The organism is Microbacterium sp. MMO-56 (assembly GCF_037146215.1).
Classification (GTDB): Bacteria; Actinomycetota; Actinomycetes; order Actinomycetales; family Microbacteriaceae; genus Microbacterium.
This window is the reverse complement of record NZ_JBBCVW010000008.1, coordinates 62,321-89,086: the sequence shown is the minus strand read 5'-3', so window position 1 is coordinate 89,086 and position 26,766 is coordinate 62,321. Positions and strand designations below refer to the sequence as shown.

General features: G+C 72.8%; 30 protein-coding genes. 12 read left to right on the top strand and 18 right to left on the bottom strand.

What is annotated here, in order from left to right:
* Nucleotides 1-33: 33 nt before the first annotated feature.
* A complete protein-coding gene (locus WFI00_RS09295) occupies nt 34-597 on the bottom strand; it encodes a hypothetical protein (RefSeq protein ID WP_336632865.1) in 564 nt (187 codons plus the stop codon).
* 55 nt (nt 598-652) lie between these two features.
* Between WFI00_RS09295 and WFI00_RS09290 the strand changes: the two genes are divergently transcribed.
* Nucleotides 653-1,144, top strand: a complete 492-nt coding sequence (locus WFI00_RS09290; protein ID WP_336632866.1) for a YajQ family cyclic di-GMP-binding protein — start codon at nt 653-655, stop codon at nt 1,142-1,144.
* A 27-nt stretch (nt 1,145-1,171) separates the two neighbouring features.
* Here the strand turns inward: WFI00_RS09290 and WFI00_RS09285 are convergent, their stop codons facing one another.
* On the bottom strand, nt 1,172-1,795 hold the full coding sequence (locus tag WFI00_RS09285) for a DUF1684 domain-containing protein (RefSeq protein ID WP_336632867.1): 624 nt from the start codon (nt 1,793-1,795) through the stop codon (nt 1,172-1,174).
* A 71-nt stretch (nt 1,796-1,866) separates the two neighbouring features.
* Here WFI00_RS09285 and WFI00_RS09280 point away from each other — a divergent pair, with 71 nt between their 5' ends.
* Complete coding sequence (locus WFI00_RS09280) at nt 1,867-3,204, top strand: D-alanyl-D-alanine carboxypeptidase family protein (RefSeq protein ID WP_336632868.1); 1,338 nt, start codon at nt 1,867-1,869, stop codon at nt 3,202-3,204.
* Between the two features lie 4 nt (nt 3,205-3,208).
* On the opposite strand, the gene WFI00_RS09275 is transcribed toward WFI00_RS09280, so the two are convergent.
* From WFI00_RS09275 to WFI00_RS09265, 3 genes are all read right to left on the bottom strand, one after another.
* The gene (locus tag WFI00_RS09275) at nt 3,209-4,081 is read right to left on the bottom strand and encodes a DUF1295 domain-containing protein (protein ID WP_336632869.1); all 873 of its coding nucleotides are present in this window, start codon (nt 4,079-4,081) and stop codon (nt 3,209-3,211) included.
* Between the two features lie 33 nt (nt 4,082-4,114).
* On the bottom strand, nt 4,115-5,869 hold the full coding sequence (locus tag WFI00_RS09270) for an AMP-dependent synthetase/ligase (RefSeq protein ID WP_336632870.1): 1,755 nt from the start codon (nt 5,867-5,869) through the stop codon (nt 4,115-4,117).
* Between the two features lie 183 nt (nt 5,870-6,052).
* Nucleotides 6,053-6,457, bottom strand: coding sequence for a hypothetical protein (locus tag WFI00_RS09265; protein WP_336632871.1), 405 nt, complete (start codon nt 6,455-6,457; stop codon nt 6,053-6,055).
* A gap of 71 nt (nt 6,458-6,528) precedes the next feature.
* Between WFI00_RS09265 and WFI00_RS09260 the strand changes: the two genes are divergently transcribed.
* Nucleotides 6,529-6,939, top strand: a complete 411-nt coding sequence (locus WFI00_RS09260; protein ID WP_336632872.1) for an SIP domain-containing protein — start codon at nt 6,529-6,531, stop codon at nt 6,937-6,939.
* A 32-nt stretch (nt 6,940-6,971) separates the two neighbouring features.
* On the opposite strand, the gene WFI00_RS09255 is transcribed toward WFI00_RS09260, so the two are convergent.
* Nucleotides 6,972-7,595 (bottom strand): TetR/AcrR family transcriptional regulator, encoded by a 624-nt coding sequence (locus WFI00_RS09255; protein WP_336632873.1) that lies wholly within the window; start codon nt 7,593-7,595, stop codon nt 6,972-6,974.
* A gap of 253 nt (nt 7,596-7,848) precedes the next feature.
* Here WFI00_RS09255 and WFI00_RS09250 point away from each other — a divergent pair, with 253 nt between their 5' ends.
* A complete protein-coding gene (locus WFI00_RS09250) occupies nt 7,849-8,700 on the top strand; it encodes an oxygenase MpaB family protein (RefSeq protein ID WP_336632874.1) in 852 nt (283 codons plus the stop codon).
* 4 nt (nt 8,701-8,704) lie between these two features.
* On the opposite strand, the gene WFI00_RS09245 is transcribed toward WFI00_RS09250, so the two are convergent.
* The 6 genes from WFI00_RS09245 to WFI00_RS09220 form a co-directional block, all read right to left on the bottom strand.
* On the bottom strand, nt 8,705-9,670 hold the full coding sequence (locus WFI00_RS09245; protein WP_336632875.1) for an alpha/beta hydrolase: 966 nt from the start codon (nt 9,668-9,670) through the stop codon (nt 8,705-8,707).
* Nucleotides 9,671-9,703: 33 nt separating this feature from the next.
* Complete coding sequence (locus tag WFI00_RS09240) at nt 9,704-11,074, bottom strand: glutamate decarboxylase (protein WP_336632876.1); 1,371 nt, start codon at nt 11,072-11,074, stop codon at nt 9,704-9,706.
* Between the two features lie 29 nt (nt 11,075-11,103).
* Complete coding sequence (locus WFI00_RS09235; protein WP_336632877.1) at nt 11,104-12,474, bottom strand: FAD-dependent oxidoreductase; 1,371 nt, start codon at nt 12,472-12,474, stop codon at nt 11,104-11,106.
* Nucleotides 12,475-12,539: 65 nt separating this feature from the next.
* Nucleotides 12,540-13,601, bottom strand: coding sequence for a polyprenyl synthetase family protein (locus WFI00_RS09230; RefSeq protein ID WP_336632878.1), 1,062 nt, complete (start codon nt 13,599-13,601; stop codon nt 12,540-12,542).
* Nucleotides 13,602-13,643: 42 nt separating this feature from the next.
* Nucleotides 13,644-14,426 (bottom strand): demethylmenaquinone methyltransferase, encoded by a 783-nt coding sequence (locus WFI00_RS09225; protein ID WP_336632879.1) that lies wholly within the window; start codon nt 14,424-14,426, stop codon nt 13,644-13,646.
* Complete coding sequence (locus WFI00_RS09220; protein WP_336632880.1) at nt 14,423-14,968, bottom strand: DUF402 domain-containing protein; 546 nt, start codon at nt 14,966-14,968, stop codon at nt 14,423-14,425. The genes WFI00_RS09225 and WFI00_RS09220 overlap by 4 nt, the downstream gene beginning before the upstream one ends.
* Nucleotides 14,969-15,007: 39 nt before the next feature.
* On the opposite strand from WFI00_RS09220, the gene WFI00_RS09215 reads away from it, so the two are divergent.
* Complete coding sequence (locus WFI00_RS09215; RefSeq protein ID WP_336632881.1) at nt 15,008-16,270, top strand: isochorismate synthase; 1,263 nt, start codon at nt 15,008-15,010, stop codon at nt 16,268-16,270.
* 19 nt (nt 16,271-16,289) lie between these two features.
* On the opposite strand, the gene WFI00_RS09210 is transcribed toward WFI00_RS09215, so the two are convergent.
* Genes WFI00_RS09210 through WFI00_RS09200 form a run of 3 tightly spaced genes read right to left on the bottom strand, consistent with a single transcriptional unit; the run spans nt 16,290 to nt 19,432 of the window.
* Nucleotides 16,290-17,153, bottom strand: a complete 864-nt coding sequence (locus tag WFI00_RS09210) for a polyphosphate kinase 2 family protein (protein ID WP_336632882.1) — start codon at nt 17,151-17,153, stop codon at nt 16,290-16,292.
* Between the two features lie 55 nt (nt 17,154-17,208).
* Nucleotides 17,209-19,014: a 2-succinyl-5-enolpyruvyl-6-hydroxy-3-cyclohexene-1-carboxylic-acid synthase gene (gene menD / locus WFI00_RS09205; protein WP_336632883.1), complete on the bottom strand. Its 1,806-nt coding sequence runs from the start codon at nt 19,012-19,014 to the stop codon at nt 17,209-17,211.
* Between the two features lies 1 nt (nt 19,015).
* On the bottom strand, nt 19,016-19,432 hold the full coding sequence (locus tag WFI00_RS09200; protein ID WP_336632884.1) for a PLDc N-terminal domain-containing protein: 417 nt from the start codon (nt 19,430-19,432) through the stop codon (nt 19,016-19,018).
* Between the two features lie 86 nt (nt 19,433-19,518).
* Here WFI00_RS09200 and WFI00_RS09195 point away from each other — a divergent pair, with 86 nt between their 5' ends.
* The gene (locus WFI00_RS09195) at nt 19,519-19,782 is read left to right on the top strand and encodes a DUF4229 domain-containing protein (protein ID WP_336632885.1); all 264 of its coding nucleotides are present in this window, start codon (nt 19,519-19,521) and stop codon (nt 19,780-19,782) included.
* 40 nt (nt 19,783-19,822) lie between these two features.
* Here the strand turns inward: WFI00_RS09195 and WFI00_RS09190 are convergent, their stop codons facing one another.
* Genes WFI00_RS09190 through WFI00_RS09180 form a run of 3 tightly spaced genes read right to left on the bottom strand, consistent with a single transcriptional unit; the run spans nt 19,823 to nt 22,920 of the window.
* The gene (locus tag WFI00_RS09190) at nt 19,823-20,836 is read right to left on the bottom strand and encodes a 1,4-dihydroxy-2-naphthoate polyprenyltransferase (RefSeq protein ID WP_336632886.1); all 1,014 of its coding nucleotides are present in this window, start codon (nt 20,834-20,836) and stop codon (nt 19,823-19,825) included.
* 36 nt (nt 20,837-20,872) lie between these two features.
* Nucleotides 20,873-22,009 carry an AMP-binding protein gene (locus tag WFI00_RS09185; protein ID WP_336632887.1) on the bottom strand — a complete coding sequence of 379 codons (1,137 nt, stop codon included), beginning with the start codon at nt 22,007-22,009 and terminating at the stop codon, nt 20,873-20,875.
* Nucleotides 22,009-22,920 carry a 1,4-dihydroxy-2-naphthoyl-CoA synthase gene (locus WFI00_RS09180; RefSeq protein WP_336632888.1) on the bottom strand — a complete coding sequence of 304 codons (912 nt, stop codon included), beginning with the start codon at nt 22,918-22,920 and terminating at the stop codon, nt 22,009-22,011. The genes WFI00_RS09185 and WFI00_RS09180 overlap by 1 nt, the downstream gene beginning before the upstream one ends.
* A gap of 66 nt (nt 22,921-22,986) precedes the next feature.
* Here WFI00_RS09180 and WFI00_RS09175 point away from each other — a divergent pair, with 66 nt between their 5' ends.
* From WFI00_RS09175 to WFI00_RS09150, 6 genes are all read left to right on the top strand, one after another.
* Complete coding sequence (locus tag WFI00_RS09175; protein ID WP_336632889.1) at nt 22,987-23,280, top strand: antibiotic biosynthesis monooxygenase family protein; 294 nt, start codon at nt 22,987-22,989, stop codon at nt 23,278-23,280.
* A complete protein-coding gene (locus tag WFI00_RS09170) occupies nt 23,277-23,744 on the top strand; it encodes a GNAT family N-acetyltransferase (protein ID WP_336632890.1) in 468 nt (155 codons plus the stop codon). Before WFI00_RS09175 ends, WFI00_RS09170 begins: the two co-directional genes overlap by 4 nt.
* Before the next feature lie 127 nt (nt 23,745-23,871).
* Nucleotides 23,872-24,267 carry a glucose-6-phosphate dehydrogenase gene (locus WFI00_RS09165; RefSeq protein WP_336632891.1) on the top strand — a complete coding sequence of 132 codons (396 nt, stop codon included), beginning with the start codon at nt 23,872-23,874 and terminating at the stop codon, nt 24,265-24,267.
* Nucleotides 24,268-24,296: 29 nt separating this feature from the next.
* The gene (locus WFI00_RS09160) at nt 24,297-25,058 is read left to right on the top strand and encodes an SDR family NAD(P)-dependent oxidoreductase (protein ID WP_336632892.1); all 762 of its coding nucleotides are present in this window, start codon (nt 24,297-24,299) and stop codon (nt 25,056-25,058) included.
* Nucleotides 25,059-25,122: 64 nt separating this feature from the next.
* On the top strand, nt 25,123-25,611 hold the full coding sequence (locus WFI00_RS09155) for a hypothetical protein (protein ID WP_336632893.1): 489 nt from the start codon (nt 25,123-25,125) through the stop codon (nt 25,609-25,611).
* A gap of 150 nt (nt 25,612-25,761) precedes the next feature.
* Nucleotides 25,762-26,760, top strand: coding sequence for an o-succinylbenzoate synthase (locus WFI00_RS09150; RefSeq protein WP_336632894.1), 999 nt, complete (start codon nt 25,762-25,764; stop codon nt 26,758-26,760).
* Nucleotides 26,761-26,766: the final 6 nt, after the last annotated feature.

Below are 26,766 nucleotides of genomic sequence, written 5' to 3'. Positions count from 1 at the left end.
GTGCCCGCCCCTCGGGCGGGGGGCGTCGGTGGTTCAGATGCCCGGTGGCCGGTCCCAGGAGACGGTGGACGCGCCGTCCAGCGGCACCGGGCGAGCCGTCAGCACGTGCGGGGTGAGGTTGAACCAGGCGCCGCGGCGCCCGCTCGCCGCGAGACGGCGCAGCCAGGCTCTGTTCGCGTCGGTCGTCCGAGAACTCGCCCGGTAGGCCTCGCGTACGAGCGGGACGACCTCCGCGTCGTGGATCGGGTCGCCGACGGCGCTCGTCGTCCGATCGAACACGACGGCGTCGCGCGGCACGGCATCCAGCGGAATCGCCCAGAAGTCGCGCGGCGGCAACTCCTCTCCGGTGATCTCGCGCCACGCGGACCAGAACGCGTGCGGATGGATCGGAGAGAGGAAGACGACCTCGGTCCAGCGCAGCCCGATCACCGGTACCACGGTGTCGCGCAGCCGGCGGCGCTCCGGCGAGTCGTCGTACGCGGCCATCATCCGCCGATACGCCGCGTCGTCGATGGCCGCGATGGCCGAGGCGGGCAGGAGCGCGTCGGTCCCGGGGAGGAGGGTCGTGGCCGCATGGAAGAGGAACGGTCCCGTCATGCTCCGACGCTAGCGCTCGGGCACACGTCCGCGGGGCGGTGGGTAGATTGAAGGCATGGCAAGTGACAGCTCCTTCGACATCGTCTCCAAGATCGATCGCCAAGAGGCGGACAACGCCCTCAACCAGGCCCGCAAGGAGGTCGAGCAGCGCTACGACTTCAAGGGCACCGGCGCGTCGATCGAATGGTCCGGCGAGTCCATCCTCATCAAGGCGAACACCGAGGAGCGGGCGGCGGCCATCCTCGACGTGTTCCAGTCGAAGCTGATCAAGCGCGGGATCTCGCTGAAGTCCCTCGACTCGGGCGAGCCGCAGGCCTCCGGCAAGGAGTACCGCATCACCTCGACGCTGAAGGAGGGGATCTCGTCGGAGGACGCGAAGAAGATCGGCAAGATCATCCGCGACGAGGGCCCGAAGTCGGTCAAGTCGCAGATCCAGGGCGACGAGCTGCGCGTCCAGTCGAAGTCGCGTGACGACCTGCAGGAGGTTCAGCGCTTGCTGAAGGCGGCCGACCTCGACGTCGACCTCCAGTTCGTCAACTACCGCTGACACGGATCGCCGATCGCCCCGAGGCGACTACCCGTACAGTTCCCCCGCGGGAACCGGCACGTCGAGCACGTTCCCGGCCGGTGCGAGCGGGCACGCCCAGGCCGGGTCGTAGGCGCACGAGGGGTTGTAGGCGAAGTTGAAGTCCAGGACGATCGTGCCGACCGCGGCGTCCGACCCGAGATCGGCGCCCTTGATCGTGTCGATCAGGTAGCGGCCGCCGCCGTACGTGCCGCCGGGGACACCGGCGAGCGCGTCGCGGACGGGAACGAACAGCCCCCCGCCATACGTCGTCAGGCGCCACGCATCGAGGCTTCCGATCCCGGGGATCTCCACGACGGCGACGCGCTCGAACGGCACGACCCCGTCTGTGCCGGTCGGGAACTCGAAGCGCGCGGGATCGGCGGCAGAGAGCGACACCTCGAACCGCCACGCCGGATCGTAGGGAGCGACCGGCAGGCCCGTGAACGTCGGTCGATCCTCGGCGAGCAGGGGGCTCGCCGGATGCCGCAGCATCAGATCGTCGCGCTCCGCGCGCCAGCGCTCGTGGGCGCGCGCGGGATCCGGCGCCTCCCGCACGGCGGCGTAGAGGGCGAACACCCGTCGCCGCCAGTCGACGACCTCCGCCGCGGTCCGGGCCTTCGTCTCGTCCATCCGTTCAGGCTACGCGCGGCTCAGGCTCCGCGGGTGGCGGCGTGGGTGCGGCGGCCGACTACTGTGGGAGCGTGAGCGACCCCGACGAGCCGTCGGGGATCTCGGATCTGTTCGAGGACGGGCCCGAGGACGACGGCGACGATCTCGATCCCGTCGCGCGATCGCGGCGGCGACGTGTGCGGAGGGTGCTGCTCACCGTCGGCGTGGTGCTGCTCGTGGCCACCGCGGCCGTCGTCGGATACGTCGTGTGGGCGCTCAACGCGCCGCTGCCCGCGCCCGTGGCATCCACGCGCAGCCTGGACGCCCCGACTACGCAGGCCGCGACGTTCGCGCTGCCCGGAGACGGCGCCACCTCCGTGTCCGTCTCGGGGGCCGCCGACTATCTCGGCGCGGACGGTCTGCACCTCGTGGCCGGCGACGACGAGCCCCGGTCGATCGCGAGCATCAGCAAGATCATCACCGCGCTCGTCGTCCTCGACGCGCACCCGCTGGCGAACGCCGACGACCCCGGTCCCACGATCACCTTCGGGAAGGCCGACCACGACCTCTACGACGTGTACTACGTGCAGGATGCCGCGGTGGCGACCATGCCGACCGGCAGCCAGATGTCACTGCACGACGCGCTCGCGACGATGCTCATCCCGTCGGCGAGCAACTACGCCGACGCCGTCTCGACATGGGCGTACGGATCGCGGGATGCGTTCCTCGCGGCGACACGGGACTACCTCGCCCGCGAGGGTCTCACCGGAACCAGCATCGTGGAGCCGACGGGGATCAGCCCGCGCAACGTGAGCACACCGACCGACCTGCTCCGCATCGCCCAGCTCGCCGCCGCGGACCCCACGATCGCGCGCATCGCCGCGACGACGGACCTCACCCTGCCCGGCCCCGGACACATCACCAACACGAACATGCTGCTCGGGCAGGACGGAGTGACCGGGCTGAAGACCGGCAACCTCGGTGAGGGCACGTTCAGCCTGCTGTTCACCGCCACCCTCGACGGCGGCGTGGGCGAGCCCGTGACCGTCACGGGTGTCACGCTAGGCGGCGCGTCCCGTGAGGCGCAGGATGCCGGGGTGCTCCGCCTGCTCGACAGCATTCGGGCCGGCTTCCACGACGTGCCCCTGGTGGACGCGAACACGGTCGTCGGTTCCTACACCACGGTGTGGGGCGCGTCGGCGCAGCTCGTCGTCGCCGACTCCGCGTCGATCCGCACCTGGTCGGACACCCCGATCACGGTGTCGACGCAGGTGGGCAACCCCGTCGAGTACCGCGACGGCGAGCGCGTCGGCACCGTCACCTGGACGGCCGGCCCCGCCACCGCGACCGCCGAGCTGCGCGTGCGCGGCACGATCGCTCCGCCGACGGACTGGTGGCGCCTGACGCACCCGAGGGAGCTCCTGGGCTGACCGCTCAGCCGCGACCGATCCCGGGGACCAGCACGGGGGTGCGGGCCTTGTACTCCCGGTAGGCGGGCTCGTCGCCCCATCGCTCATCGGCGCGCTTCTCCAGCAGCGGGATGCCGCTGACCCGCGTGAGCAGGAGCACGACGAACACGGGCGAGATGACCGTCACCCACTGCCATCCGGTCGCCGCGGGCAGAGCGACGATCGCGACGCCGATCCACACCAGGATCTCCCCGAGGTAGTTCGGGTGCCGCGACCACGACCACACGCCCGTGTCGATGAAGCGGCCCCAGTGCGCCGGGTCACGGCGGAAGGCGGCCTTCTGCGCATCGGCGACGATCTCGAGCAGGAGCCCGGCGAGCCACACGACTGCGCCGACGACGACCCACGCGTCGAACCCGCGCCGGTCGAGGGCGGTGATGCCGACCCATGCGGCGGACGAGGTCACCGCGACCCACAGGCCCTGCATGAGCCACACGCGCAGGAAGGCCAGCGGGTTCCCCTTGATGTCGTCGAAACGCCCGTCGGAGCCCTGCGCGCGCACGCGGATGAACAGGAACGCCGAGAGCCGGACGCCCCAGATCACGATCATCGCGGCCAGCACCCATCCGCGCACGCCCGCGGGCGACGCGACCAGCAGCGCCACGGCGACGACGGCGAACGTGAGCCCGCCGGTGAGGTCGAAGAACTTCTCGGTGCGCAGCAGCACGGCCGGGATGTAGGCGACGATCTGGATCGCGAAGGCGGCGACGACGGCCAGCACGAACAGCGGGATGCCGCCGAGCGTGCCGCCGGCCGAGCCGCCGGCGGCGGCGAGACCCGCGGCGAGGGCGAGGACGACGACGATCGTGAGGACGATGGCGCCGGGGCGCTGTGACATGGAGGTCTCCAGGGTGCGGAACGGGACGGAGGGTCAGGCGTACAGGGAGTCGATCGTGCTCGCCTCGCGGTGGAGCAGCTCGCGACGGCGGATCTTCAGCGTGGGGGTCACGAGCTCGCGGTCGTCGCTGTCGGCGACCACGAGGGCGAACCGGCGCACCTGCTCGCTGCGCGAGACGAGCGCGTTCGCCTCGTCGACGGCGCGCTGCACGTCTGCACGCAGCGCCGGGTCCTCCGTCGGCGACGATGCGCGGGGCCGTGCGGCCACCGCATCGGGGTCGAGCACGATGAGCGCGGTGAGATAGGGGCGACCCTCGCCGACGGTCACGGCCGACGAGACGAGCGGATGCTCTTCGATCGCCGCCTCCCACCGCGCGGGGGCCACGGTCTTGCCGTTCGAGGTGGTCACGACGTCCTTCACCCGCCCGTCCAGCACGAGGTGGCCGCGCTCGTCCAGGCGTCCCAGGTCACCGGTGCGGAAGAAGCCGTCGACGAAGGCCGCCGCGTCGTCGACCGGGTCACGATACCCGGCGAAGACGCCGACTCCACGGGCGAGGACCTCGCCGTCGGCGGAGATCCGCACGGTCGACCCCGGCAGCGGGAGCCCGACCGTGCCCGAGCGGATGCGCCCGGGGAGGTTGCCGGTGAGGGGAGCCGTCGTCTCGGTGAGTCCGTATCCCTCGATGACGGGCACGCCCATGCCACGGAACAGCAGCGACAGCCGTGCCGGCAAGGTGGCGCCCCCGGAGAGCACGTACCGCAGGCGACCGCCCAGGAGCCCGCGGATCCGCCGGTAGAACAGGAGATCGAAGATGCGGTGGCGCAGCGCCGCGGCGCCCCGCATCGGCCCGCCGGTGTCGGCGTCCGCCCGCTCGGCGGCCGCTCCGGCATCGATCGCCGTGCGCACGGCCGCCGCCCACAGCCGCCCGAGGTGCTTGTCCGACGCCTTGCCCGCCGCGGCGGACGCGATCTTCTCCAGCACGCGCGGCACGACCACGAGGAACGTCGGCCGCAGCACGGCGAGCGAGGCGACGACCTCGGACGGCGCGGACAGGTGGGCGATGCGCATCCCCCCGGCGAGGCAGATGAGCTGCAGCCCCCGAGCGAGCACGTGGGCGAGCGGCAGGAAGATCACGGTGTTCCCGTCGGGACGCACGATGTCGGAGTACGCGGCCGCGATGTTCAGCACCTGGCCGAGGAAGTTCTCGTGGGTGAGCACGACACCCTTCGGTCTGCCCGTCGTGCCCGAGGTGTACACGATCGTCGCCGGCGACGCGGGCCCGGCGTGCACACGGGCTCGCTCCACATCGGCGTCCGCGACATCGGCTCCCCGCTCGACGAGCCCGGGCAGCCCCTCCGCCAGATCGATCACGACGGGCACGCCGGCCTCGGCGAGCACCGCGCGCGAGCGCTCATCGCCGGCGAAGGCGATCCGGACGCCGGCGTCGGCCACGATCGCCGCCACCTGGCTCGCCGCCGACGATTCGTACACGGGCACGACGACGCCCCCGGCGAACCAGACGCCCAGATCGGCGACGGCCCATTCGTAGCGGGTCGGCGACATGATCGCGACGCTCTGGCCCGGCTCCAGCCCGGCCGCGATCAGGCCGCGAGCGACGCCGCGCACCTGATCGGCGAACTGGGCGGTCGACACCGCACGCCACCCGCCGCTGTCGGCCACATCGAAGGCGACGTGATCCGGCGCCTCGGCGACGCGACGGACCAGCAGATCGGTCACGTTGCGGTAGCCGGCGAGATCGGCCAGCGGCGGCGTGGACACTTCTCTCACGGGCGGAGCTCTCCTTCGTCACGGGGCGGTCACGGGGTCTTCGGAGCCGAGCCCGAATCGGATGTCCGCGCCGGCGCGCGGACTGCTGCGGCGCCATCCTGTCACGGACGGCGAAAGCGGCTCGGAGGCTTGCATTCCGCAGCGGGCATGTGCAACCTGCGTTACACGGCGGGCGGAGGACCCTCAGGCCGTCGGCGATGCGGCGGAGCCCGCGGCGAGGCGGCGCAGCGCGACCGCCTGACTGATCGCGAAGGCGGCGATCTCGACGGCGACGACCACGACCGCGGCGGCGACGATCCCGTTCACGGCGGCGAGGGCGGCCGCGGCGACGACGACGCTCGCGGGGACGTTCGCGCACATCACGATCGAGAGGGCGCGCCGGATCGGCAGCCGCGCGGACATCCAGAGCACGAGCAGCGCCCACGCGACGACCGCGAGGCCGACAACCCTCAGCACGTCGGCGGGGAGCACCACGGCCGTCGCGATCCATGGCGCCGCCAGCGCCACGAAGAGGCCGAGCACCAGGCAGTAGGCGGCGTCCAGGCGCAGGCTCCAGAGGCCGAGCGAGCGGCCGTCGATCCGAGGCATGCCCCCCAGTGTGGCAGACCCGAGGCCGCTCCTCCCTTCTAAGGTTAGGCAATCCTTAGTAGGATGCCATCATGTCGGACGCACCCCTCGCCTCCCCGCCCTCGCACTTCCTCATCGCGGGCGACATCACCGACCTGTCGCTGCTCCATCAGCTGGTCGGCAGGCTGCCCGTCGACGCCTACGGACAGGTGTTCATCGAGGCATCCGACGACGTCCAGATCCGCCCGCTCCCCGCACCCCCGGGGCTGGTGGTGCACTGGCTCGTCGACGACGCCTCGCCGCTCGGCCTCCCCCGCGGCGAGCGTGCGGCGCAGGCGGTCATGGCGTGGGTGTCCGAATGGATGCCGGAGGAGACAGCCACGCACCTCACGCCCTACGTGATGTGGATCGGGTGCTCCACGAGCACGGTGATGGACCAGCTGTACGACCGCCTCGGCGACACCCTCGACGATCTCCACCTGCACCACCGCTCCCACGACTGAGCGTCGCCGCGGGGCGAGCCCACTCGGCGCGCTCAGCCGCCCGCGACGCGCCGGACCGCGTCCACCTGCGCGCGGAACAGCTCTTCCGACAGCTCGACGTCGGTCGTCTCACCGTCCTGCGCGGCGAACAGGGCCGACATCGCGGTCATGCCGACCCCCACGGCCAGCGACGCCTCGTCCTCGGGCGACCGCTCCGGCAGGCGACGCACCGCGGGGTTCTCCCGCAGCCACCCGGCCAGGAAAGTCGTCAGCTGCAGGGTGATCGCGGCGTACTGATGCCGGATCGACTCGATCGCGCCGGGCTGCTCCAACGCCAGCCTCGCCCGCCCCTGCGCCACGGCGGGATTCATCCGCGCGTGGCCGATCGAGGCGAGGAGCAGGTGCAGCACGGCGATCACGGGGTCGACGACGGAGCGGGCGGCCAGCACGGCTCGCGCAGCCTCCTCGCCGACGAGCTCGACGGGGCGCCCGAAGATCGCCGCCTCGCGCGTGGGCATGTAGTTGAAGAACGTGGCGCGCGAGATGTCGGCGCTCTCGCAGATGTCCCGGACGGTGACGGCGGCGTGGCCGCGCTGCAGAGCGAGGCGGACGGCCGACTGCTCGATCGCGTTCTCCGTCTGCCGCTTCTTGCGCGCCCGCATCCCCTCTTCCGGCATGCGACCATCGTACAACTTTGGATATAGTCTAATCTTGGATGGGGTCCGCGGCTCTGAGAGGGTGCGCGGCGCCTCGCCCCACCGCTCGCACGGCCGACGAGCGGTGTCGGGCGTGCGAGGGGGTGCACGTCCGTGCGGGAGGCGCGTGGGGGCGCGCAGCGATCGACGTCGATGCAGGCCCGTCGACTCGATCGCACCCACCGCACGATCTGTCTGCCAGTTCGACCCGAGCATGATTTCCAGGAGCCCCCCCATGACCTCTCCCGCCGCCGAGCACGACGGATACTTCGCCCCCGACAGCGTCTCGTGGCGCGTCTTCGCCGACCCCGCCGCGAAGCTCGGGGGCATGGCCGCGCTGCTCCTGCAGGCGCTCAACCCCTACATGATGCGGGTGTTCTACAACACGACGGTCTCGCACGACGATGCGGCGGGGCGCGACGAGCGTACCGGGAGGTACTTCGACACCGTCGTCTTCGGCGACAGGGCCCACGCCGACACGGCCAGTGCGACCGTCCGCCGGATGCACGCCCATGCCCGGTGGACGGACCCCGAGACAGGCGACGTGCTCGCCGCCGACAACCCGCGCTGGCTGGCCTGGACGCACAACACGTTCGTGTTCGCACTCATCCGTGCGAGCGAGCAGTTCGGCGTCCGCCTGACCGATGCCGACGCGGAGCGCTTCATCGTCGAGCAGCACGTCGCGGCGCGCCTCATCGGCATCGAGGACGACACACTCCTCCCCCGCACACGGGCCGAACTCGATGCGTACATCGACGCGCAGACCGGATGGCTCGCGCTCGGCATCGAGGCGGCCGAGGTCACCCGCACGCTGCGGCGGCCCCGCCTGTCCGGGAACCCCGCGGCGGCGTGGACGACCGTGATCGTCCAGGACGGCGTTCTCAGCCTGCTTCCCGACTGGGCACGACTGCTCTACGGCATCGAGGGCCGCCCGATGAACCTGCGCGCGGCGGCGCGCACGACCGCGTGGCTCATGACGCTCGCCCGGCGCTCGCAGACGGCGTCCGAGCTGGTCGCCGCGGCGTCCCGGCGCGTGCAGGACCATCCGTACCGGCGGGTGCGCGGCGAGGCGACCCGGCGCGGCTGACGCGCTAGGTCAGCGCCCCGCCGCAGGCCCAGTCACGCACGGCCGTGTACGCGACGTGCCGCGCGACCTCCCCGGACAGGAACACGTCGTGGATCGCATCGGGGATGCGGGCGATCGTCACCCGCGTTCCGAGACGGGTGGCCGCGCCGGCGATGTCGTCCACGACGAGCACGCTGTCGGTCGTCGTCATCGCGGGCGCCCACTGCACGGGGGCGGTGGACCCGCGCGAGAGCAGGACGAGCACCGGGGCGTCGATGTCGAGCCCTGCGGCGACGCTCCGATGCCCCGCGATCACGGCGGCCAGCCACCCCGGATGCGTCGGGAATCCGCGCTCCGGCCGCCACCCGTCCGGACTCTCGGGCAGCGTGCCGAGCTCGCGCTGAGCTCGCGTGTAGTAGCCGAGATCGACCACGGGATGCGTCCCCAGGGGGTCGAACCTGGCGCGCGCCGCTATCAGAGGAGCGATCGCCTGCCGCCCGATGGCACCGGTCTGCAGCTCCAGCCAGGGACTGTTCAGCACCACCGCGGCCGCCTCCGCGGGGTGACGAGCGGCCCACAGGCTGAGCGTGAGACCGCCGGTCGAGTGGCCCATCAGCACGAGACGCCGCCGCCGGCCCTCCGCGCGGATGACCTCCAGCGCCGCGGCGATGTCGGCGTCGTACACGTCGAGGGAGGTCACGTAGCCGGGGGTCTGACCGGGTCGCTGACTGCGCCCGTACTTGCGCAGATCGAGGGCGTGGAAACGGGCACCGAGCCCGTTCCAGAACCGGGCGAGGCCGGTCTGGAAGAAGTAGTCCGACCAGCCGTGCACGTACAGCACGTCGACGTCGGCGAGGGGGCGGAGCGCCGCGAGGCGCGGGCGCGAGCGGACGAGCGTCGCGACGACCGGCCCCTCGGTGTCCTCGCCGAGATCGAGCGTGCGCTGCTCGAACGGCGCCCCGAGGATGTCGGGACTCCAACCGGCGGCCATGCCGTCAGCCTAGCCAGCGGGCCGCGCGCACCGTCAGTGGTGGAACCCGGGCGTCTGCCCGACGACGGGCATCGGCGACTCGAGCTCGTCGAGGTACGCCGTGGCCTCACGGATGTCCTCCAGCAGCTGCGCGGCGAGATCCATGCTCAGCCCGTTGCGCACGACGATGCGCTGGACGGTGAGATCGCTCAGATCGTCCGGCATGGGATACGCGGGCACCAGCCAGCCCTTCATCCGCAGGCGGTCGGACAGGTGGTGGAGGTTCCAGGTGCGGGTGTGCCCGGGGCGCAGCTGCCACGCGAACACGGGGATGTCGGTGCCGTCGTTCCAGAGGTCGAAGGCGCCGATCGCGGCGATTCCGCGCGCCAGGAACCGGGCGACGTCCTGCGCGGCCTGCTGCATCTGCACGTAGCCCTCGCGTCCGAGACGCAGGAACAGGTAGTACTGCAGCAGCACCTGGGCACCGGGGCGCGAGAAGTTGAGAGCGAACGTCGGCATCTTCCCGCCCAGGTAGCTCACCTGGAACACGAGATCGTCCGGGAGCCACGCCGCGTCGCGCCACACCACCCATCCCACGCCCGGGTAGACGCCGCCGTACTTGTGCCCCGAGGTCGAGATCGAGTGCACGCGCTCCAGCGCGAAGTCCCACACGAGGTCCGGCTGCAGGAAGGGTGCGACCATCGCGCCGGACGCCCCATCGACGTGGATCGGGATGTCCAGCCCCCGCTCCGCCTGGATCCTGTCGAGGGCCGCCGCGATCTGCGCGACGGGCTCGTACATGCCCGTGTAGGTGACGCCGAGGATCGCGACGACGCCGATCGTGTTCTCGTCGACGTACGCGTCGAGGTCGTGTCCGTCGAGCACCCGACGCTCGTCGGTGATCGGGACGAAGCGGGGCTCGACGTCCCAGTAGTTGCAGAACTTCTCCCAGCACACCTGGACCGCCGAGCTCATCACGAGATTGGGGCGATCCGCCGGCTTGCCCGCCGCCCGGCGGGCGTGCTGCCAGGTGCGCTTGAGGGCGAGTCCGCCGAGCATGCACGCCTCGGACGACCCGGTCGTCGAGGTGCCGACCGCGGCGGAGACGTCCGGCGCGTGCCAGAGGTCGGCGAGCATCCGCCAGCATCGCGACTCGATCGCGGCGGTCCGGGGGTACTCGTCCTTGTCGATCATGTTCTTGTCGTACGACAGCGCGTACAGCCTGTCGGCATGGTCGTCCATCCACGTCGTCACGAACGTCGCGAGGTTGAGGCGCGCGTTGCCGTCGAGCATGATCTCGTCGTGCACGACCTGATAGGCGGTCTCGGGCAGCATCGCCGCGTGCGGGAACGCGCTCCCGGCGACCGGTGACGCCTCGCCGGGCCTGTCGAACAGGGGCGTCCGCTCACCGTTGGTCGTGTCCATGTCACCCACCGGTCCCGACTCCCGCGCCGTCACTCGCCGCGCGAGACGCGCACCATCTCGTCGCGGTCGACGAGCTTGATGCGAGCGCGCTCCTGCGCCGCACCCAGCCCGATCTCGTGCTCGTCCAGGCGGTGCCATCCGTCGAGGTCCGTCCAGCGCACCCCGCGCTCGGCGAGGAGTGTCGGGATCGCCTCGGGCGACGGGTCCTCGGGGGTCCACCACGAGCCCTGGTCGTTGATGAGGTGGCTGATCGTCTCCATCGCGTCCGACTTCGTGTGTCCGATCAGCCCGACCGGCCCGCGCTTGATCCAGCCCGTCGCGTAGACGCCCGGCACGCGCTCGTTGGAGTCCTTGCGCAGCACCTGGCCCTCGTGGTTGGGGATCACGCCGTGCTTCTTGTCGAAGGGGACGCCCGGCAGCGGCGAGCCGAAGTAGCCGACCGCCCGGTACAGCTGCTGCAGGGGCACCTCGCGCAGTTCGCCGGTGCCGACGACGCCGCCCTGTCCATCCGGTCGGGTGCGTTCGTAGACCAGCGCGCTGACGCGTCCGTCCTCGGTCTTCACCTCGACGGGCTTGGCCCAGAAGTGCAGGTGCAGCCGTCGCGACGCCTCACCGCCTGAGTTGTTGACGCTCGGCCGCTGGCGCCAGGACTGCAGCACGCGGTCGATGACCATCACCTGCTTGTTGCTCGCGATCGCCGCCTGGGACGCCTCGTCGTAGTCGAAGTCCTCGTCGTAGACGACCATGTCGACGTCGCGCAGCTCGCCCAGCTCCCGCAGCTCGAGGGGCGTGAACTTCACCTGCGCCGGTCCGCGGCGTCCGAAGACGTGCACGTCGGTGACCTGCGAGGCTTCGAGCCCCGCCTGGACGTTCGCGGGGATCTCGGTGACGAGCAGGTCCTCGGCGTGCTTGGCGAGCACGCGGGCGACGTCGAGCGCGACGTTGCCGACGCCGACGACGCCGACGGAGGCGGCATCCAACGGCCACTCCCTCGGGAAGTCGGGGTGACCGTCGTACCAGCTGACGAAGTCGGCGGCGCCGTACGAGCCGACGGCGTCGATGCCGGGGATGTCGAGGTCCGCGTCGCGGATCGCGCCCGTCGCGAAGATGACGGCGTTGTAGTGGCGCGTCAGGTCATCCATCGTCAGGTCCTCGCCGAAGCGCACGTTCCCGAAGATGCGGATGTCGCCCCGGTCGAGGACGTCCCGGAGCGCGGTGATGATGCCCTTGATCCGGGGGTGATCGGGCGCGACGCCGTAGCGCACGAGGCCGTAGGGGGCGGGGAGGTGGTCGAACAGGTCGATCGAGACGTCGAACTTGCGCTCGGCTTTCAGCAGGATGTCCGCGGCGTAGATGCCGGCGGGTCCCGCGCCGACGATGGCCAGCCTGAGCTTGGTCATGAGTGTTCCTTTGCGTCGCGGGACCGCGTCGTCAGGTCCCTGAGCTTGTCGAGGAGTGGCGGTGGTCAGCTCGACCGGTCGACGACCACGTGCGCGAGCTTCACGAGCGCGTCGCGCACCGCGCCGGCCGGCAGCGGATCGATCGCGGCGATGGCGGCATCGGACCATTCGTAGGCCTGGCGGCGCGTCTCCTGGGTCGCCGGATGGTCCCGAAGCTGCGCGATCGCCTCGTCGAGGATCGCGGGGTCGGCGCCGTCGGCGATCCGCGCGACGCCGTCGTCGATCGTGGCGGTGAGCGCGCGCGAGGCGGGGTCGGCGGCGCGGCCGAGGAGCAGATACGGCATCGTCGGGACGCCCGCGCGCAGGTCGGTCCCGGGGACCTTTCCGGTCTCGCCGGGATCGGCGGACAGATCGATGACGTCGTCCAGGAGCTGGAAGGCGACGCCGACCTTCTCGCCGTATTCGAGGACGGGGCGACGGTACTCCGCGGGGGCGTCCGAGAACAGGATGCCCGCCTGCGCGGAGGCCGCGATCAGCGACCCGGTCTTGTCCGCCAGCACCTGCAGGTAGAACTCCACCGGGTCTTCGCCGCCCTGCGGGCCGACCGTCTCGTGCATCTGTCCGAGGACGAGGCGCTCGAAGGTGTCGGCCTGCAGCCGGATGGCGCGCTCGCCGATCTGCGCCATGAGCTGGCTCGCGCGCGAGAACAGCAGATCGCCCGTCAGGATGGCCACGTTGTTGCCCCAGACGGCATGCGCACTGGGGACGCCCCGGCGGACGTCGGCGCCGTCCATCACATCGTCGTGGTAAAGCGATCCGAGGTGGGTCATCTCGAGCGCGGTGGCCCCCGCGATGACGGTGTCGGTGGTCCCCTCCCCGAGCTGCGCGGTGAGCAGGGTCAGCATCGGACGCACGCGCTTGCCGCCGGCCTCGTAGAGGTAGCGGGTGGTGGCGTCGGCGAGCGAATCGCTCACCTTCAGCTCGAGCGCGAGCGCCTTCTCGACCCGGTCGAGGCCGTCCTCGACCACGCCCAGCAGTCTGCGCAGGCGCGGGCCGGCCAGGACGCGCTCGGTGAGACCCAATCGGGCCGACAGGCGCTCGCCGGAGGCGGGAAGGCTCGCAGTCACCCGTTCAGCCTACCCGGCCGCGCCGGGAGGGCGGTGGGCCGCTCAGGCACCGGGTGCACTGTGCGCGGGCGCCGAGCCCAGGGGCGGCTTGACGGCCCGGTGCAGCGCGACGATGCCGAACGTGAGGTCGCGGTGCGCGACATCCGTCCATCCGGCCCCCCGGATCCACGACGACAGCCGTGCCTGGTCCGGCCAGTCGCGGATCGACTCGTTGAGGTAGTCGTAGGCGTCCGCGTTCGAGCTCACGGCCTTCGCGACGATCGGGAGGACCCGGTCGTTGTAGAACCCGTACAGTCCGGCGAAGGCGGGGCTCTGCGGATGCGAGAACTCGCACACCACGAGGCGTCCCCCGGGGGCGGTGACCCGGAGCATCTCGGCGAGCGCCGCCCGCGGATCGTGGACGTTGCGCAGGCCGAACGAGATCGTGACGGCGTCGAAGGAGTCGTCCTCGAAGGGGAGCGCCATGGCATCCGCCTCGACGAACGTGACGTTGGGCACGTGCCCGTGCCGCCGCCGCCCCTCGGCGATCATTCCGGGCGAGAAGTCGCCCGCGACGACCTCCGCACCGGAGCGCGCCAGGGCGACCGAGCTCGCGCCGGTCCCCGCGGCGAGGTCCAGGATGCGCTGCCCGCGCCGGGGCGCCACGGCGCGCGTCGTCGCGATGCGCCACAGCCTGTCCTGGCCGAGGCTCAGGACCGTGTTGGTGCGGTCGTACGCGGCGGCGACCTCGTCGAACATGCCGCTCACGCGCGACGGGTCCTTGCCGAGGTCCGCCCGGTTCCCGTCGGCGGCGGACGGATCGGTCGGGCCGGGTGCGTCGCTCATCCTTCGATCCTAGGTCGGTGCCCGGCGAGCTCGGCGAGCCAGTGCGCGGCGGTCGCCCCGTCGAAGGGGGCGACCTCGCGGGTGACCTCGTCCTCGAGCTCGACGGCGACCCGTTCGAGCCGGGCGACGACGTCGACCGGGTAGCCGTACCGGACGCGGTGATCGTCCCACTCGTCCCTGTCGTCGATCCAGATCCCCCGGCCGTCCCGCGCGCGGACGACGTCGAGGTCCATGTCGATCCCGACCGGGTCGCCCGCCTGCCATCGCACGTCCCACGCGATGTCGATGTAGATCGCCACGCGCGGGTGGGTGGCGTTGAACGTGGCGGCGTACTCGCCGCCGGGTGGGATCAGCGTCACGTTGTCGCCCTCGGAGGCCAGGTCGCGACCCGGGCGGGCGCTGCGCCAGCCGTCGCGCTGACCGACCCAGTCGCCCCAGCGGTCGCTGCCGAGGAAGACCGCCTCGTGCTCCCAGTGCGCCGATCCGTCCCACTTCCGCCAGCGGAACACGACGGGAGTGCCGGGGGCGGGGCGATCGGTCATGCCGCAGAGCCTAGCGCGGAGCCGGATTAGGCTGGTCGGATGGATTCCCCGACCTCCGGCAGCCCCCGGCTGCGGGTGATCAGTCGCGAGATCGCTCCGGTGGGCGACCTGCTGCCGTACGCCGATCCCGTCGATCCGCTCGTCTGGAGCCGCCGCGGCGCATGGCTGGTCGGCGCCGGCGAGGCGCTCACCCTGACGGCGCCCGGCACCGGATCGGCGCAGCTCGCCGCGCGCTGGCGCGACGCGGTCGCCCACGCCGAGATCGACGACCACGTGGGCGAGACGGGGTCGGGCCTCGTCGCCTTCGGCGCGTTCCCCTTCGACCCCGCGTCGCACGCCCGCGCCCTGCTCACCGTCCCGCGCCTCACGATCGGGCACCGCGGCGATCGCACGTGGGCGACCTGGGTGCTCACGGATGCCGACGACGCCGACCCGGACGAGCCGGCCGCGGTCCCCCTCGGTCCGCACTGGTCGGCCGCGGTCGGCCCCGGAGCGCTCACGCCGGAGGGCTACCAGGATGCGGTGCGCTCGGGCCTGTCCGCCATCGCCGCCGGCGAGGTCAGCAAGGTCGTCCTCGCCAGAGACCTCCGCGGCACGGTCCCCGGCGGTGCGGATCTGCGACGGCTCGTGCGGAGCCTCGCCTCCGGCTATCCCGACACCTGGGTGTACGCCGTCGACGGTCTCATCGGCGCGAGCCCGGAGACCCTCGTCACGGTGTCGGGCGGGACCGTCACCGCGCGCGTGCTCGCGGGCACCGTCGCCCGGGGTGCGGATCCGGACAGCGACCGCGAGGCCGCCCTCACCCTGGCATCGAGCGCCAAGGACCTCGACGAGCACGGCTACGCCGTCCGCAGCCTGGTCGACGCGCTGAGCCCGTACGCGTCGGCACTCGTGGCGGGCGAGCAGCCCTTCACGCTCGCCCTGCCGAACGTCTGGCACCTGGCCACCGACGTCGAGGCGACGACCGCCGGCGACACCTCGGTGCTCGACCTCCTCGCCGCCCTGCACCCCACGGCGGCGGTGGCGGGCACGCCGACGGCAGCCGCCCTCGCGGCCATCTCGCGCATCGAGCCCTTCGACCGCGGGCGCTACGCCGGTCCGGTCGGCTGGGTCGACGCCCACGGCGACGGCGAGTGGGCCATCGCCCTGCGCGGCGCCCAGTTCGACCTCGACGCGCGCACCGACGAGGGCATCCCCTTCACGGCCTACGCCGGAGCGGGCATCGTCGCCGGGAGCGACCCCGAGACGGAGCTCCTGGAGACGCGGGTGAAGTTCCGCCCGATCGTCGACGCTCTCGCCTGAGGCGTCCCGGGCGAACGGATCAGGTCGCGGCGAGCCGGGCCTTCTCGGCGGCCACGTCGTAGTCGGCGGCGGGCCAGCGCGGATCGATGTCCTCGAGGGCGTCGAGCAGCAGCGCCTGGACGGCGATCCGGGCGTACCACTTCGCGTTCGCGGGGATCACGTACCAGGGCGCGTGCGGCGTCGACGTGCGCTCGAACACCGTCTGGTAGGCCGCCATGTAGTCGGGCCACAGCTCGCGCTCGTCGACGTCACCCGGGTTGTACTTCCAGTTCTTGTCGGGTCGGTCGAGCCGCTCCATGAGACGCGCCTTCTGCTCGTCCCGCGAGATGTGGAGCATCACCTTGACGATGCGCGTGCCGGCATCCGTCAGCCGCTTCTCGAAATCGACGATCGCGCCGTAGCGCCGCTCGATCTCGTCCGGGCTCGCGAGACTGCGCACGCGACCGATCAGGACGTCCTCGTAGTGGGACCGGTCGAAGACGCCGATGAACCCGGGCCGCGGCACGTGCTTCTCGATGCGCCAGAGGAAGTCGTGGGCGAGCTCCTCCGGGGTCGGCTTCTTGAATGCGACGAGCGACACGCCCTGCGGGTCGACCGAGCCGACGACGTGGCGGACGATGCCGCCCTTGCCCGCCGAGTCCATCGCCTGCAGGACGAGCAGCACGGCGGGGGTGTCCTCGACGACCCTGCTCTGGGCGTACAGACGCTCCTGCAGCTCATCGAGCTGATCGGCCCCGTCGGCGAGGTCCTGGCGCCCCTGCTTCTTGCCGCCGCCGTAGCCGGGCCTCGCCGCGGGATCGACGTCGGCGAGCCGGAAGCCCGGGCCGACCCGGAGGAGGTCGGCAGGGTCGTCCGTCCAGTGCACCTGGCTCTTCGCGGTCATGGTCTCATCCTGGCGGACGCGCGCGCCGCGCGCGAGCGGCCGGTCGCGGGCCCCCTCACCGCGCGAGCGCGACCTCGATCAGCTGGCGTCCCGCGACCGCTCCCGTCAGGGCCTGGTCGAGCTCGGCGCGCGTCGCCGCCCGCACGTACTCCCAGCCGTAGGCGGCCGCGATCGCGTCCAGCGCAACGTCCTGCGGCGTGTACAGCACCCGCTCCATCGCGGCGGGGGACGCGGTCTCGGCGACCTCGAGGCCGTCGAAGATGGTGCCCCCGCCGTCGTTGCCGACGATGACCTGGATGCGCGGCGCCAGCTCCCCCACGGGCAGCAGCATCGCGCCGACGTCGTGCAGCAGCGCGAGGTCGCCCATCAGCACGCGCGTGACGCCCGCGGCACCGTCCGCCTGGCTCGTGATCGCGACGCCGAGGCCGGTGGCGATCGTCCCGTCGATGCCGGCGAGGCCGCGGTTGGCGTGCACCCGGATCTTCTTGCCCCCGAGCAGCTGATCCGCGACGCGGACGAGGCGCGACGAGGCGAACAGCAGCCGGTCGTGCGGCCACGTCGCCCGCCAGACGGCGTCGACGAGGCCGGCCCGGTCGAGGGGGGCACGCACGATCTCAAGCTCCGCCGCGACGGCGTCCCGCCTTTCCCGCGGCACCGTCGAGGCGAGGCCGTCCGCGTCCGGAGCGGGCGGGGCGAGGTCGACGGCCGCCTCGCGCGACGCCCGCATCCACGCCCCGAACCACGCCCGATCGAACTCGCCGACCGCCGCGATCACGGCGTCGACGGCGGTCGTGGCGCCGTTGAGGTTGAGCGGTTCGCCCGGGCCGCGGACGGCGAGCACCTCGACGTCGGGGGCGGACAGGAGGGCGGTCACCTCACGGCTGAGGGTGGGGTGCCCGAAGACGACGGCGCGTTCGATCCGTCCGCCGAACTCCGGATCCGACAGCAGGCGCCGGTATCCGTGCACGAGGTTGCGGCCGTAGCGCGAGCCCGAGACGATCTCGGCGACGAGAGGCCACCCGCCCGCGTGGGCGAGCGCCTCGGCCGCGGGCCCGGCGTCCGCACCGGCGATCACGATCGTCCGCGGACCCCGCTCCAAAACGTGCGGGTCGACGTCGGGGTCGGTCGGCAGGTTCGACTCGCCGATCCCGCCCCCGCCCTGGTACAGCGCTCCCGACGGATCGGGGCTCGGCGCCGGCGCGACCGGGGCCGCGTCGTCGGGGTCGGGCTCGGTCGCCGCCAGCTCGACGGTCGGCATCCCGAGCCAGTCCGGGAGCGCGCCGGCGAGCGGCTCGCGGTACGGGAGGTTCAGGTGCACGGGCCCCGCCTGACGCGTGCCCGCGCCGAGCGCCGCCGCCACCGCCTCCTCCGCGACCCGGCGCAGCATCTCCGAGGACTCCCCCGTGCCGTCCTCGTCCACCTCTTCGGGCACGGGCAGGTCGGTCTCGAACCGCATGCTGGGGGCGAACAGGCCGGGCTGACGCGTCGTCTGGTTCGCTCCGACGCCGCGCAGCTCCGGCGGACGGTCGGCCGTCAGCAGCACCATGGGGACGCCGGCGTGGTGAGCCTCGAGCGCGGCGGGGAGGAGGTTGGCGACCGCGGTGCCCGACGTGCAGATGACGGCGGCGGGCATTCCGCTCTCACGGCCGATCCCGAGCGCGGTGAACCCCGCGACGCGCTCGTCGATGCGGACGTGCACGGAGGCCGCACCGCGCGCCTCGAGCTCGGCGGCGACGAGCGCGAGGGCCTGCGACCGCGAGCCCGGGCTCACCACCAGGTGCCGCACGCCCAGTTCGACGAGCCGGCCCAGGAGGGCGGCGGCGGCGTCCGTCGCGGGCGCCGCCCGGCGCTGGTCGTCCATGTCAGCCGTGCGCGCGCGGCGGGGTCTCGCCGTCGTCGTCCGCGGACGGGGTGGCCGTGCCCGATCCGCCGTGCCGCGACCGGCCGGGGCCGTCCTGGTCGGGATCCTCGGCGTCCAGGGCGGCGAGCTCGGCCTCGAGGCGGCGGATCCGCTCGTCCTGATCGCTGACCGATCCGATCCTGCCCAGGAAGTCGGGGTTGTCGTCCGGCGCTCGGTACGCGGGCGCGACACGGATGCGGCCGCGACCGACGACGAACCAGAGGATGCCGCCGAGCACCGGCAGCAGCACGACGATGAGCAGCCACACCGGCTTGGAGACGCCGCGGTGGCGCGTGGGCGACAGCAGGGCGCAGTCGACGATGCTGTAGACCCAGAACGCGATCAGCAGCAGCAGCGCCGGAAGGAGGATGCGCACCATCGTCCCATCCTAGGCGCGCGGGCACTGTACGAGCGCTGAGCGCGGGCCCCGTGGGAGGCCGTCCGCCGCGCGCGTAAGCTGGAGACATGCGTGCTCGCTCGGCCCTCGTCTACACGGTGCTTCGCCTGGCGGCGTTCCTCGTGCCGTTCGGATTGATGATGCTGCTGCCGGTCATGCGCGAGTACTACTGGCTGTCGGCGATCTTCGCGGCCCTCATCGGCCTCTCGCTGTCGATGCTGTTCCTGCGACGCCCCCTCGACGCCCTCACCTCCGGCCTCGCCGAGCGCCGTCGGCGCGTCCCGAGCGACGAGCAGGTCGAGGACGTCGCGACGGAGTCCGACGAGCGCTGACGCACGGAGCCGGGGCGGCGCGAGCCGGGTGCGGCGACGCTCAGGCGACGAACGCCCAGCAGAGGAACCCGGCGAGTCCGAGCGACGTCAGCGAGGTCAGGCTGAGCGCGACGACGAGCTCGCGCGGCGCGCGGTAGGTCCAGACGATGAGGATCGCGCACGCGGCGGGGATCAGGGCGAGCAGCGACAGCCACGCGATGGGATAGAACTGCGCGAGGAAGACCGCGATCGCGAAGGGCACGAGCACCAGCACTGAGAACAGCACCTGCGTGGCGCGACGGCCGATCCGCACCGTGAGGGTGCGCTTGCCGGCGAGGCGGTCCTGATCGATGTCGCGGATATTGTTGGCCAGCAGCACGGCGCAGGCGAGGAGCCCCGCGGCGACCCCGCCGAACCACGCCTCCTGGGGGACGGTCCCCGCCTGGACGAACGTCGTCCCGACGGTCGCGACGAGACCGAAGAAGACGAACACGAACAGCTCGCCGAGCCCCGCGTAGCCGTACGGTCGCTTGCCTCCCGTGTAGAACCACGCGGCGACGAGGCACGCCGCACCGATCAGCAGCATCCACCAGTGACCGGTGCGGACGACGATGGCGACGCCCGCGACGGCGGCGATCGCGAAGAAGGCCAGCGCCGCCGTGAGGACGGCGCGGGGCGACGCCTTACGAGAGGCGGTGAGCCGCGCCGGGCCGACCCGGTGGTCGTCGGTGCCGCGGATGCCGTCGCTGTAGTCGTTCGCGTAGTTCACACCGATCTGGATCGCCACCGCGACCACGAGGCAGCACAGCGCGATGACCCCGTGGAACGTGCCGTCGGGCAGCAGCGCCGCACCGGTGCCGATGACCACGGGGGCGACGGCGAGGGGCAGGGTGCGCAGGCGTGCGGCGCCGATCCAGTCGCCGAGGGTCGCCCGCGCGACGTGGCCGGGATCGCCCGAGACGCGGGCCTTCTGCGGGTTGCCCGAGACCGACCGGGGGTTCTGGCGCTGTGCGTGAGCCTTGCGGTTCGCCTTGACGGATCCGGAGTGCTTCTTCTTGCGGGTGCTGCCTGCCACCCGAGCATCCTATTCCGGCGCGGCCGGGGGCTTTCGTCAGGCGCCGGCCGCGCGGGCGCGGATGGCCGTGCGGTCGGGCTTGCCGCTGAGCAGCAGAGGCATCGGGTCGAGGTGCATGATCTCGCGGGGGCGGGCGGGCTTTCCGAGCTCGTCCTCCACGACGGCGCGCACCCGGGCGAGATCGGCCGACCCCGCGGTGACGACGACGGATGCCTGGCCCCAGCGCTCGTCGGGGACGGCGACGACGACGGCGTCCTCGAGCCCTGCGATCGACCGCACGGCCCGCTCGACGCGGTCGAGCGAGACGTTGACGCCGCCCGAGACGAGGACGTTGTCGAGGCGACCGGTCACCCGCACCCGGCCGTCGAACGTGCCCGCGTCGCCCGTGCGGTACCAGCGGGTGCCGTCGGGGTCGCGGATGAACGCGGCGTCCGTGCGCGCGGGGTCGCCCAGGTAGCCGTCGGCGAGAGTCGGGCCGGAGAGCTGCACCTCGGCATGCACGATGCGGACGCCCACGCCCTCGAGGGGCACGCCGTCATAGACGCAACCGCCCGCCGTCTCGCTCGACCCGTAGGTGCGGACGATGCGCACGCCCGCGTCCGCGGCGCGGGCGGCGAGCGCCGGGGCGAGGGCCTGCCCGCCCACGAGCACGGCCGCGAAACCCGCGAGCATCCGCGTCGCGGCGGGATAGTCGAGGACCGTCTGCAGCTGCGCGGGCACCAGCGACGTGAAGGTGGGCACGGGCGTGCCGCCGACGCTCGAGGCCATGGAGGCCGCGGCCGCCGCGAACGCCGACGCCGAGAAAACGCCCGAGAGGATCGCCGGCTCGCGACCGGCGACGAGGGAGCGGACGAGCACCTGGACGCCCGCGATGTAGCCGGGCGGCAGGGCGAGCAGCCACGCGCCCTCCCCGATCCGCTCCGCGGTGGCGAGGGCCGACGCCGTGAGCGCCGAGCGGCTGAGCGCGACCGACTTGGGGTATCCGGTGGAGCCGGAGGTCGTGACGACGACCGCCGTCCCGGCGGGCACCTCGGCGGGCAGCCCGTTCGCCCCGCCGGGCTCACGGTCGTGCGCGGCCCCGAGGGCGAGGGCGGGTCCGGCCCCGAGGACGGCATCGCGCAGTCCGCGCAGGACGGCCCGCGCGTCGGCCGGGTCGACGGTCGCCAGCCGCATCAGTAGTGGTAGGGGTAGGGCGACCAGTCCGGATCGCGCTTCTCGAGGAACGCGTCCCGCCCCTCGACGGCCTCGTCGGTGCCGTAGGCGAGGCGGGTGGCCTCACCCGCGAAGACCTGCTGGCCCATCAGGCCGTCGTCGATCGCGTTGAAGGCGAACTTCAGCATCCGGATCGCCGTCGGCGACTTGCCGAGGATCGTCCGCGCCATCGCGATCGCCTCGCGCTCGAGCTCGGCGTGCGGCACGACCCGGTTGACGGCGCCCATCTCGTACGCGCGCCGGGCCGAGTACTCCTCGGCGAGGAAGAACACCTCGCGGGCCACCTTCTGGCCCACCTGGCGCGCCATGTAGGCCGAGCCGTAGCCGGCGTCGAACGACCCCACGTCGGCGTCGGTCTGCTTGAAGCGGCCGTGCTCGGCGGATGCCACGGAGAGGTCGCACACGATGTGCAGCGAGTGACCGCCGCCCGCCGCCCACCCGGGGACCACGGCGATGACGACCTTCGGCATGAAGCGGATGAGCCGCTGCACCTCGAGGATGTGCAGACGTCCCGCCCGCGCCGTGTCGGGCGCCGTCGCGTCGTCGGCGGCGTAGGTGTAGCCGTCACGCCCACGGATGCGCTGGTCGCCCCCCGAGCAGAACGCCCATCCGCCGTCCTTGGGGCTCGGGCCGTTGCCGGTGAGCAGCACGACGCCGATCCGCGGGTCCTGCCGCGCGATGTCCAGCGCGCGGTGCAGCTCGTCGACGGTGTGCGGGCGGAAGGCGTTGCGCACCTCGGGCCGGTCGAAGGCGATGCGGGCGATCCGTCCGTCGACGGAGACGTGCGCGGTGATGTCGGTGTACTCGCCGCCGCCCGGGGCGAGCACCCACTCGGCCGGATCGAACAGCTCGGAGACGAAGGTGTCGGTCACCCGCCCAGCCTACGCGCGCACCCCGGCCGCGATCGGGGCGCCGCGGCTCGCCGCTAGGGTCGACGGGTGATCCTCGAACACGCGATCCTGCCCGTCCGACCGGGTCGTGACGACGACTTCGAGCGCGCCTTCGCGCGCGCTCGTCCCCTCATCCAGCAGCAGCCCGGATGCCGCTCGGTCGCGCTGCGGCGCAGCCTCGAGACCCCGTCCGCCTATCTCCTGCTCGTCGAGTGGGACAGCGTCGAGGCGCACACGGACGGGTTCCGCCGCTCGCCGGAGTACGAGCGCTGGCGGGAGCTGCTGCATCCGTTCTACGACCCCTTCCCGGTCGTCGAGCACTTCGTGGAGGTGACGGCGTGACGCGGGCCATCCGCACGCTGACGACGGCCGAGATCGGCACGGCCGCCTTCCTCGCCCTGCTGTGGGAGGCCGCCGGCGTCGAGACGGAGGAGCTGCGGCGCATCCGCGACGCCGAGCTGCCGACGCTGCGGGTGATCGGCGCCGTGTCCGCCGAGGTCGACGGCTTCGCGGCCTTCGATGAGCGCGATGGCCACCTCGAGCTGCACTACATCGCGGTGTCCGACACCGCCCGCGGGAGCGGCCTCGGCTCGCAGCTGGTCGACGCGGTCCGCCGCGCCGCGCCGCACCGCGAGCTCCACGCGGGGACGGACGACGACGCCGTCGAGTTCTACCGCCGAATTGGCTTTCGGATCACCCCGGCGCCGCGCGATGCGCGCTGGCCCGACCGGCCCCGCTACCTCTGCGCGGTCGCACCGCGTGGCGATGCGACCGACGAGACGGCGCCGCCCCGGCGCCCCGCCTGAGAAGGCCCGCTCGGCCGGTGCGCTCTGCCGGTGCGCTCGGCCCGGGGGCGTTCCGCGGGTGCGGGCGGCGTGGGACAATGAGGCACGGCGGATCCCACCCGAACGGATCCCGCCGGAAGGGCTCGTCGTGCAGATCAGAAACTCCTCCGACTGGCGGGACGCCCTCCCGTTCGAGCTCGCGGTGGCCGCCGCCGACGCCGTGCCCGGAGACGCGACCCGGTGCGCCGGATGCGGACCCGACAGCGAGCCCTGGCCGCGCGAGGCGCTCTGGGTCGTCAAGCACCGGCATCCGACGAATCCGGCCGGCTTCGTCCGCTTCTACTGCGCCGACCACAAGCCCGTCGCGAAGCTCGCCCCGGCTCCGGCCCCCGAGCGCGCCCGGCGTCCCCGGTCGGCCGTCGCCGCACCGCGCAAGGCCGCCGCGCCCACGATCCCCGAACGCCCGGCCGTGTTCTGCCCCGACTGCTTCGTGCAGGTGCCTGCGACGGGCGTCTGCGGGATGTGCGGCACGCAGGTCGCCTGACCCCCGCATGCCCGCGCTAGCGTGAAGGGATGAGCGCTCTCGAGGGCACCGTCGCACTGATCACCGGAGCATCCAGCGGGATCGGCGCGGCCACCGCCCGGGCCCTGGCTGCAGAGGGCGCCGCCGTGGCCCTCGTCGCACGCCGCGCCGACCGTCTGGACGCCGTCCTGGCCGGGATCGCCGCCGCGGGCGGCAGCGGCACCGCGATCGTCGCAGACATCACGGAGCGCAGCGAGGCCGACGCGGCCGTCGCCCGTGCCGTGGGGGAGCTCGGACGCCTCGACATCCTCGTCAACAACGCCGGCCTCATGCTCGTCGGGCCGATCGAGCAGGCGCCCATCGAGGAGTGGGACCGCATGATCGACCTGAACCTCACGGCGGCGCTGTCGATGACGAAGGCCGCGCTCCCCCACCTGCTGGCATCCGCCGAGGACGATCCGCGCCGCGTCGCCGACGTGGTGAACATCTCGTCGACCGCCGGCCGGCAGGTCAAGCGGGGGTCGGCCGTCTACAACCTCACCAAGCACGGGCTCGGCGCGTTCAGCGAGTCGTTCCGGCAGGAGTTCAGCGCCCGATACGTGCGCATGGCCCTCGTCGAGCCGGGCGCCGTCGACACCGAGCTGCGCGACCACATCCGCGACGGGGTACGCGAGGGCAACCTCGACCGGATGCGCACGCTCGACCCGCTGCAGGCGGACGACATCGCCGAGGCCGTCGGCTACATCGTCACCCGCCCGCGCCGCCAGACGATCAACGAGCTGCTGATCCGCCCCACGCTCCAGAACGACTGATCACCCGACCGGCTTCCGCCGGGGGCGTCCCCGGGGGCGGGTCGCGATCGGCCAGACTGATCCCATGAACGCGCCGAACCCGACCGCCGTGGTCCTCGCCGCCGCCGGAACGCTCCTCGTCGCGGGCTACGCCGCGTGGGCGGCGTTCCAGATCCTCGTGCTCAGCCCCTCCGCGGCAGTGCCCGGGATGCCGATCGAGGCGATCCACGCCGAGATGACCTCCGCCCAGCAGTGGAACGGGCCGCTGAACGTCTACCTGACGCTCGGCGTCGGCGTCCTGCTGGCCGTCGGCGTGTTCCTCGTCGTCGTGTCGACGGGGATGCCGCCCACCGCGACGGTCGTCGCCTACCTGGCGCTTCTCGTGCTCGGCGCTCCCGGCTACTTCTTCGCCTCGTTCGGCGTCCGGATGGGCGTCGCCGACACGTTCGCCACCACCGGCGCCGACCACTCGCCGTGGGCGGTCCCGCTGCACCTCGTGAGCCTCGCCGCGCTCGTCGCACTCCTCGCCGTCGGCGTCTCGAGCCTGGTCCGGGGTCGCCGGCAGCCGGCATAGCCCACGCCGCCCGCCGGGTTACCGGCCCGTCGTCGGAGAGGAGGGGCGGGTGTCGCCTCCGGCGCCGCACGGACCCCACCCGCACCACCGTTCCGACGACCCGCCCGCCTCCGCCGCCCGCCGTCGACTCCGAGCGGGCAGGATGAGGTCATGCCCACCCTCGCCGACTTGTGCGCGTCGGCGCACGTCGTCTCCCTCCCCCTGGTGACCCGCTTCCGCGGCGTGGACCACCGCGAGGCCGTGCTGTGGGAGGGCCCGGAGGGCTGGACCGAGTTCTCCCCCTTCCTCGAGTACGACGACGCCGAGGCTTCGGCATGGCTCGCCGCAGCCCTCGACTTCGGATGGCGACGTCAGCCCGCGCCGGTGCGCAGCGTCGTCCCGGTCAATGCGACGGTGCCCGCCCTCCCCGCCGACGAGGTGCCGGCCGTGCTCTCGCGGTTCGACGGCTGCCGGACGGCGAAGGTCAAGGTCGCCGAGCGCGGCCAGGGCCTCGCCGACGACGTGGCGCGCGTGCGGGCCGTGCGCGAGGCGATGGGGCCGGAGGGCCGCATCCGGCTGGACGCGAACGGCGGGTGGAACGTCGACGAGGCCGAGCACGCCGCGCACGCGCTCGCCGAGTTCGACCTCGAGTACCTGGAGCAGCCGTGCGCCACGGTCGACGAGCTCGCGGAGCTGCGGACCCGGATCGCCGATTGGGACATCCCGATCGCCGCGGACGAGAGCGTGCGCAAGGCGGCGGACCCGCTGGCCGTGGCGCGGGCGGGCGCGGCGGACCTGCTCGTCGTGAAGGCCCAGCCGCTGGGCGGCGCGCGGCGCGCGCTGCGGATCGTCGCCGAGGCCGGGATGCCCGCCGTCGTCTCCAGCGCCCTCGACACGAGCGTGGGCCTCGCCATGGGGCTGACCCTCGCCGCTGCTCTCCCCGACCTGCCGTACGACTGCGGGCTCGGCACCGCCTCGCTCCTCGCGGCGGACGTCACGTCCGAGCCGCTGCGCCCCGAGCGGGGAGCCCTGGCAGTGCGGCGCGTGACGCCCGACCCCGCCCTGCTGGAGGCGCATGCCGCGGGCGGCGACCGACGCGACTGGTGGCTCGCCCGCATCGAGCGGTGCCACGCCCTGCTGCCCCCGGACGGGGACGCCGCGACCGGCTGAGCGCGG

Excerpts from the sequence above, each read along its gene's own strand:
- WFI00_RS09295 (WP_336632865.1), bottom strand. The coding sequence starts at position 597 with ATGACGGGACCGTTCCTCTTCCATGCGGCCACGACCCTCCTCCCCGGG.
- WFI00_RS09290 (WP_336632866.1), top strand. The coding sequence starts at position 653 with ATGGCAAGTGACAGCTCCTTCGACATCGTCTCCAAGATCGATCGCCAA.
- WFI00_RS09285 (WP_336632867.1), bottom strand. The coding sequence starts at position 1,795 with ATGGACGAGACGAAGGCCCGGACCGCGGCGGAGGTCGTCGACTGGCGG.
- WFI00_RS09275 (WP_336632869.1), bottom strand. The coding sequence starts at position 4,081 with ATGTCACAGCGCCCCGGCGCCATCGTCCTCACGATCGTCGTCGTCCTC.
- WFI00_RS09265 (WP_336632871.1), bottom strand. The coding sequence starts at position 6,457 with ATGCCTCGGATCGACGGCCGCTCGCTCGGCCTCTGGAGCCTGCGCCTG.
- WFI00_RS09260 (WP_336632872.1), top strand. The coding sequence starts at position 6,529 with ATGTCGGACGCACCCCTCGCCTCCCCGCCCTCGCACTTCCTCATCGCG.
- WFI00_RS09255 (WP_336632873.1), bottom strand. The coding sequence starts at position 7,595 with ATGCCGGAAGAGGGGATGCGGGCGCGCAAGAAGCGGCAGACGGAGAAC.
- WFI00_RS09250 (WP_336632874.1), top strand. The coding sequence starts at position 7,849 with ATGACCTCTCCCGCCGCCGAGCACGACGGATACTTCGCCCCCGACAGC.
- WFI00_RS09245 (WP_336632875.1), bottom strand. The coding sequence starts at position 9,670 with ATGGCCGCCGGTTGGAGTCCCGACATCCTCGGGGCGCCGTTCGAGCAG.
- WFI00_RS09240 (WP_336632876.1), bottom strand. The coding sequence starts at position 11,074 with ATGGACACGACCAACGGTGAGCGGACGCCCCTGTTCGACAGGCCCGGC.
- WFI00_RS09235 (WP_336632877.1), bottom strand. The coding sequence starts at position 12,474 with ATGACCAAGCTCAGGCTGGCCATCGTCGGCGCGGGACCCGCCGGCATC.
- WFI00_RS09225 (WP_336632879.1), bottom strand. The coding sequence starts at position 14,426 with ATGAGCGACGCACCCGGCCCGACCGATCCGTCCGCCGCCGACGGGAAC.
- WFI00_RS09220 (WP_336632880.1), bottom strand. The coding sequence starts at position 14,968 with ATGACCGATCGCCCCGCCCCCGGCACTCCCGTCGTGTTCCGCTGGCGG.
- WFI00_RS09215 (WP_336632881.1), top strand. The coding sequence starts at position 15,008 with ATGGATTCCCCGACCTCCGGCAGCCCCCGGCTGCGGGTGATCAGTCGC.
- WFI00_RS09210 (WP_336632882.1), bottom strand. The coding sequence starts at position 17,153 with ATGACCGCGAAGAGCCAGGTGCACTGGACGGACGACCCTGCCGACCTC.
- menD (WP_336632883.1), bottom strand. The coding sequence starts at position 19,014 with ATGGACGACCAGCGCCGGGCGGCGCCCGCGACGGACGCCGCCGCCGCC.
- WFI00_RS09200 (WP_336632884.1), bottom strand. The coding sequence starts at position 19,432 with ATGGTGCGCATCCTCCTTCCGGCGCTGCTGCTGCTGATCGCGTTCTGG.
- WFI00_RS09195 (WP_336632885.1), top strand. The coding sequence starts at position 19,519 with ATGCGTGCTCGCTCGGCCCTCGTCTACACGGTGCTTCGCCTGGCGGCG.
- WFI00_RS09185 (WP_336632887.1), bottom strand. The coding sequence starts at position 22,009 with ATGCGGCTGGCGACCGTCGACCCGGCCGACGCGCGGGCCGTCCTGCGC.
- WFI00_RS09160 (WP_336632892.1), top strand. The coding sequence starts at position 24,297 with ATGAGCGCTCTCGAGGGCACCGTCGCACTGATCACCGGAGCATCCAGC.
- WFI00_RS09155 (WP_336632893.1), top strand. The coding sequence starts at position 25,123 with ATGAACGCGCCGAACCCGACCGCCGTGGTCCTCGCCGCCGCCGGAACG.
- WFI00_RS09150 (WP_336632894.1), top strand. The coding sequence starts at position 25,762 with ATGCCCACCCTCGCCGACTTGTGCGCGTCGGCGCACGTCGTCTCCCTC.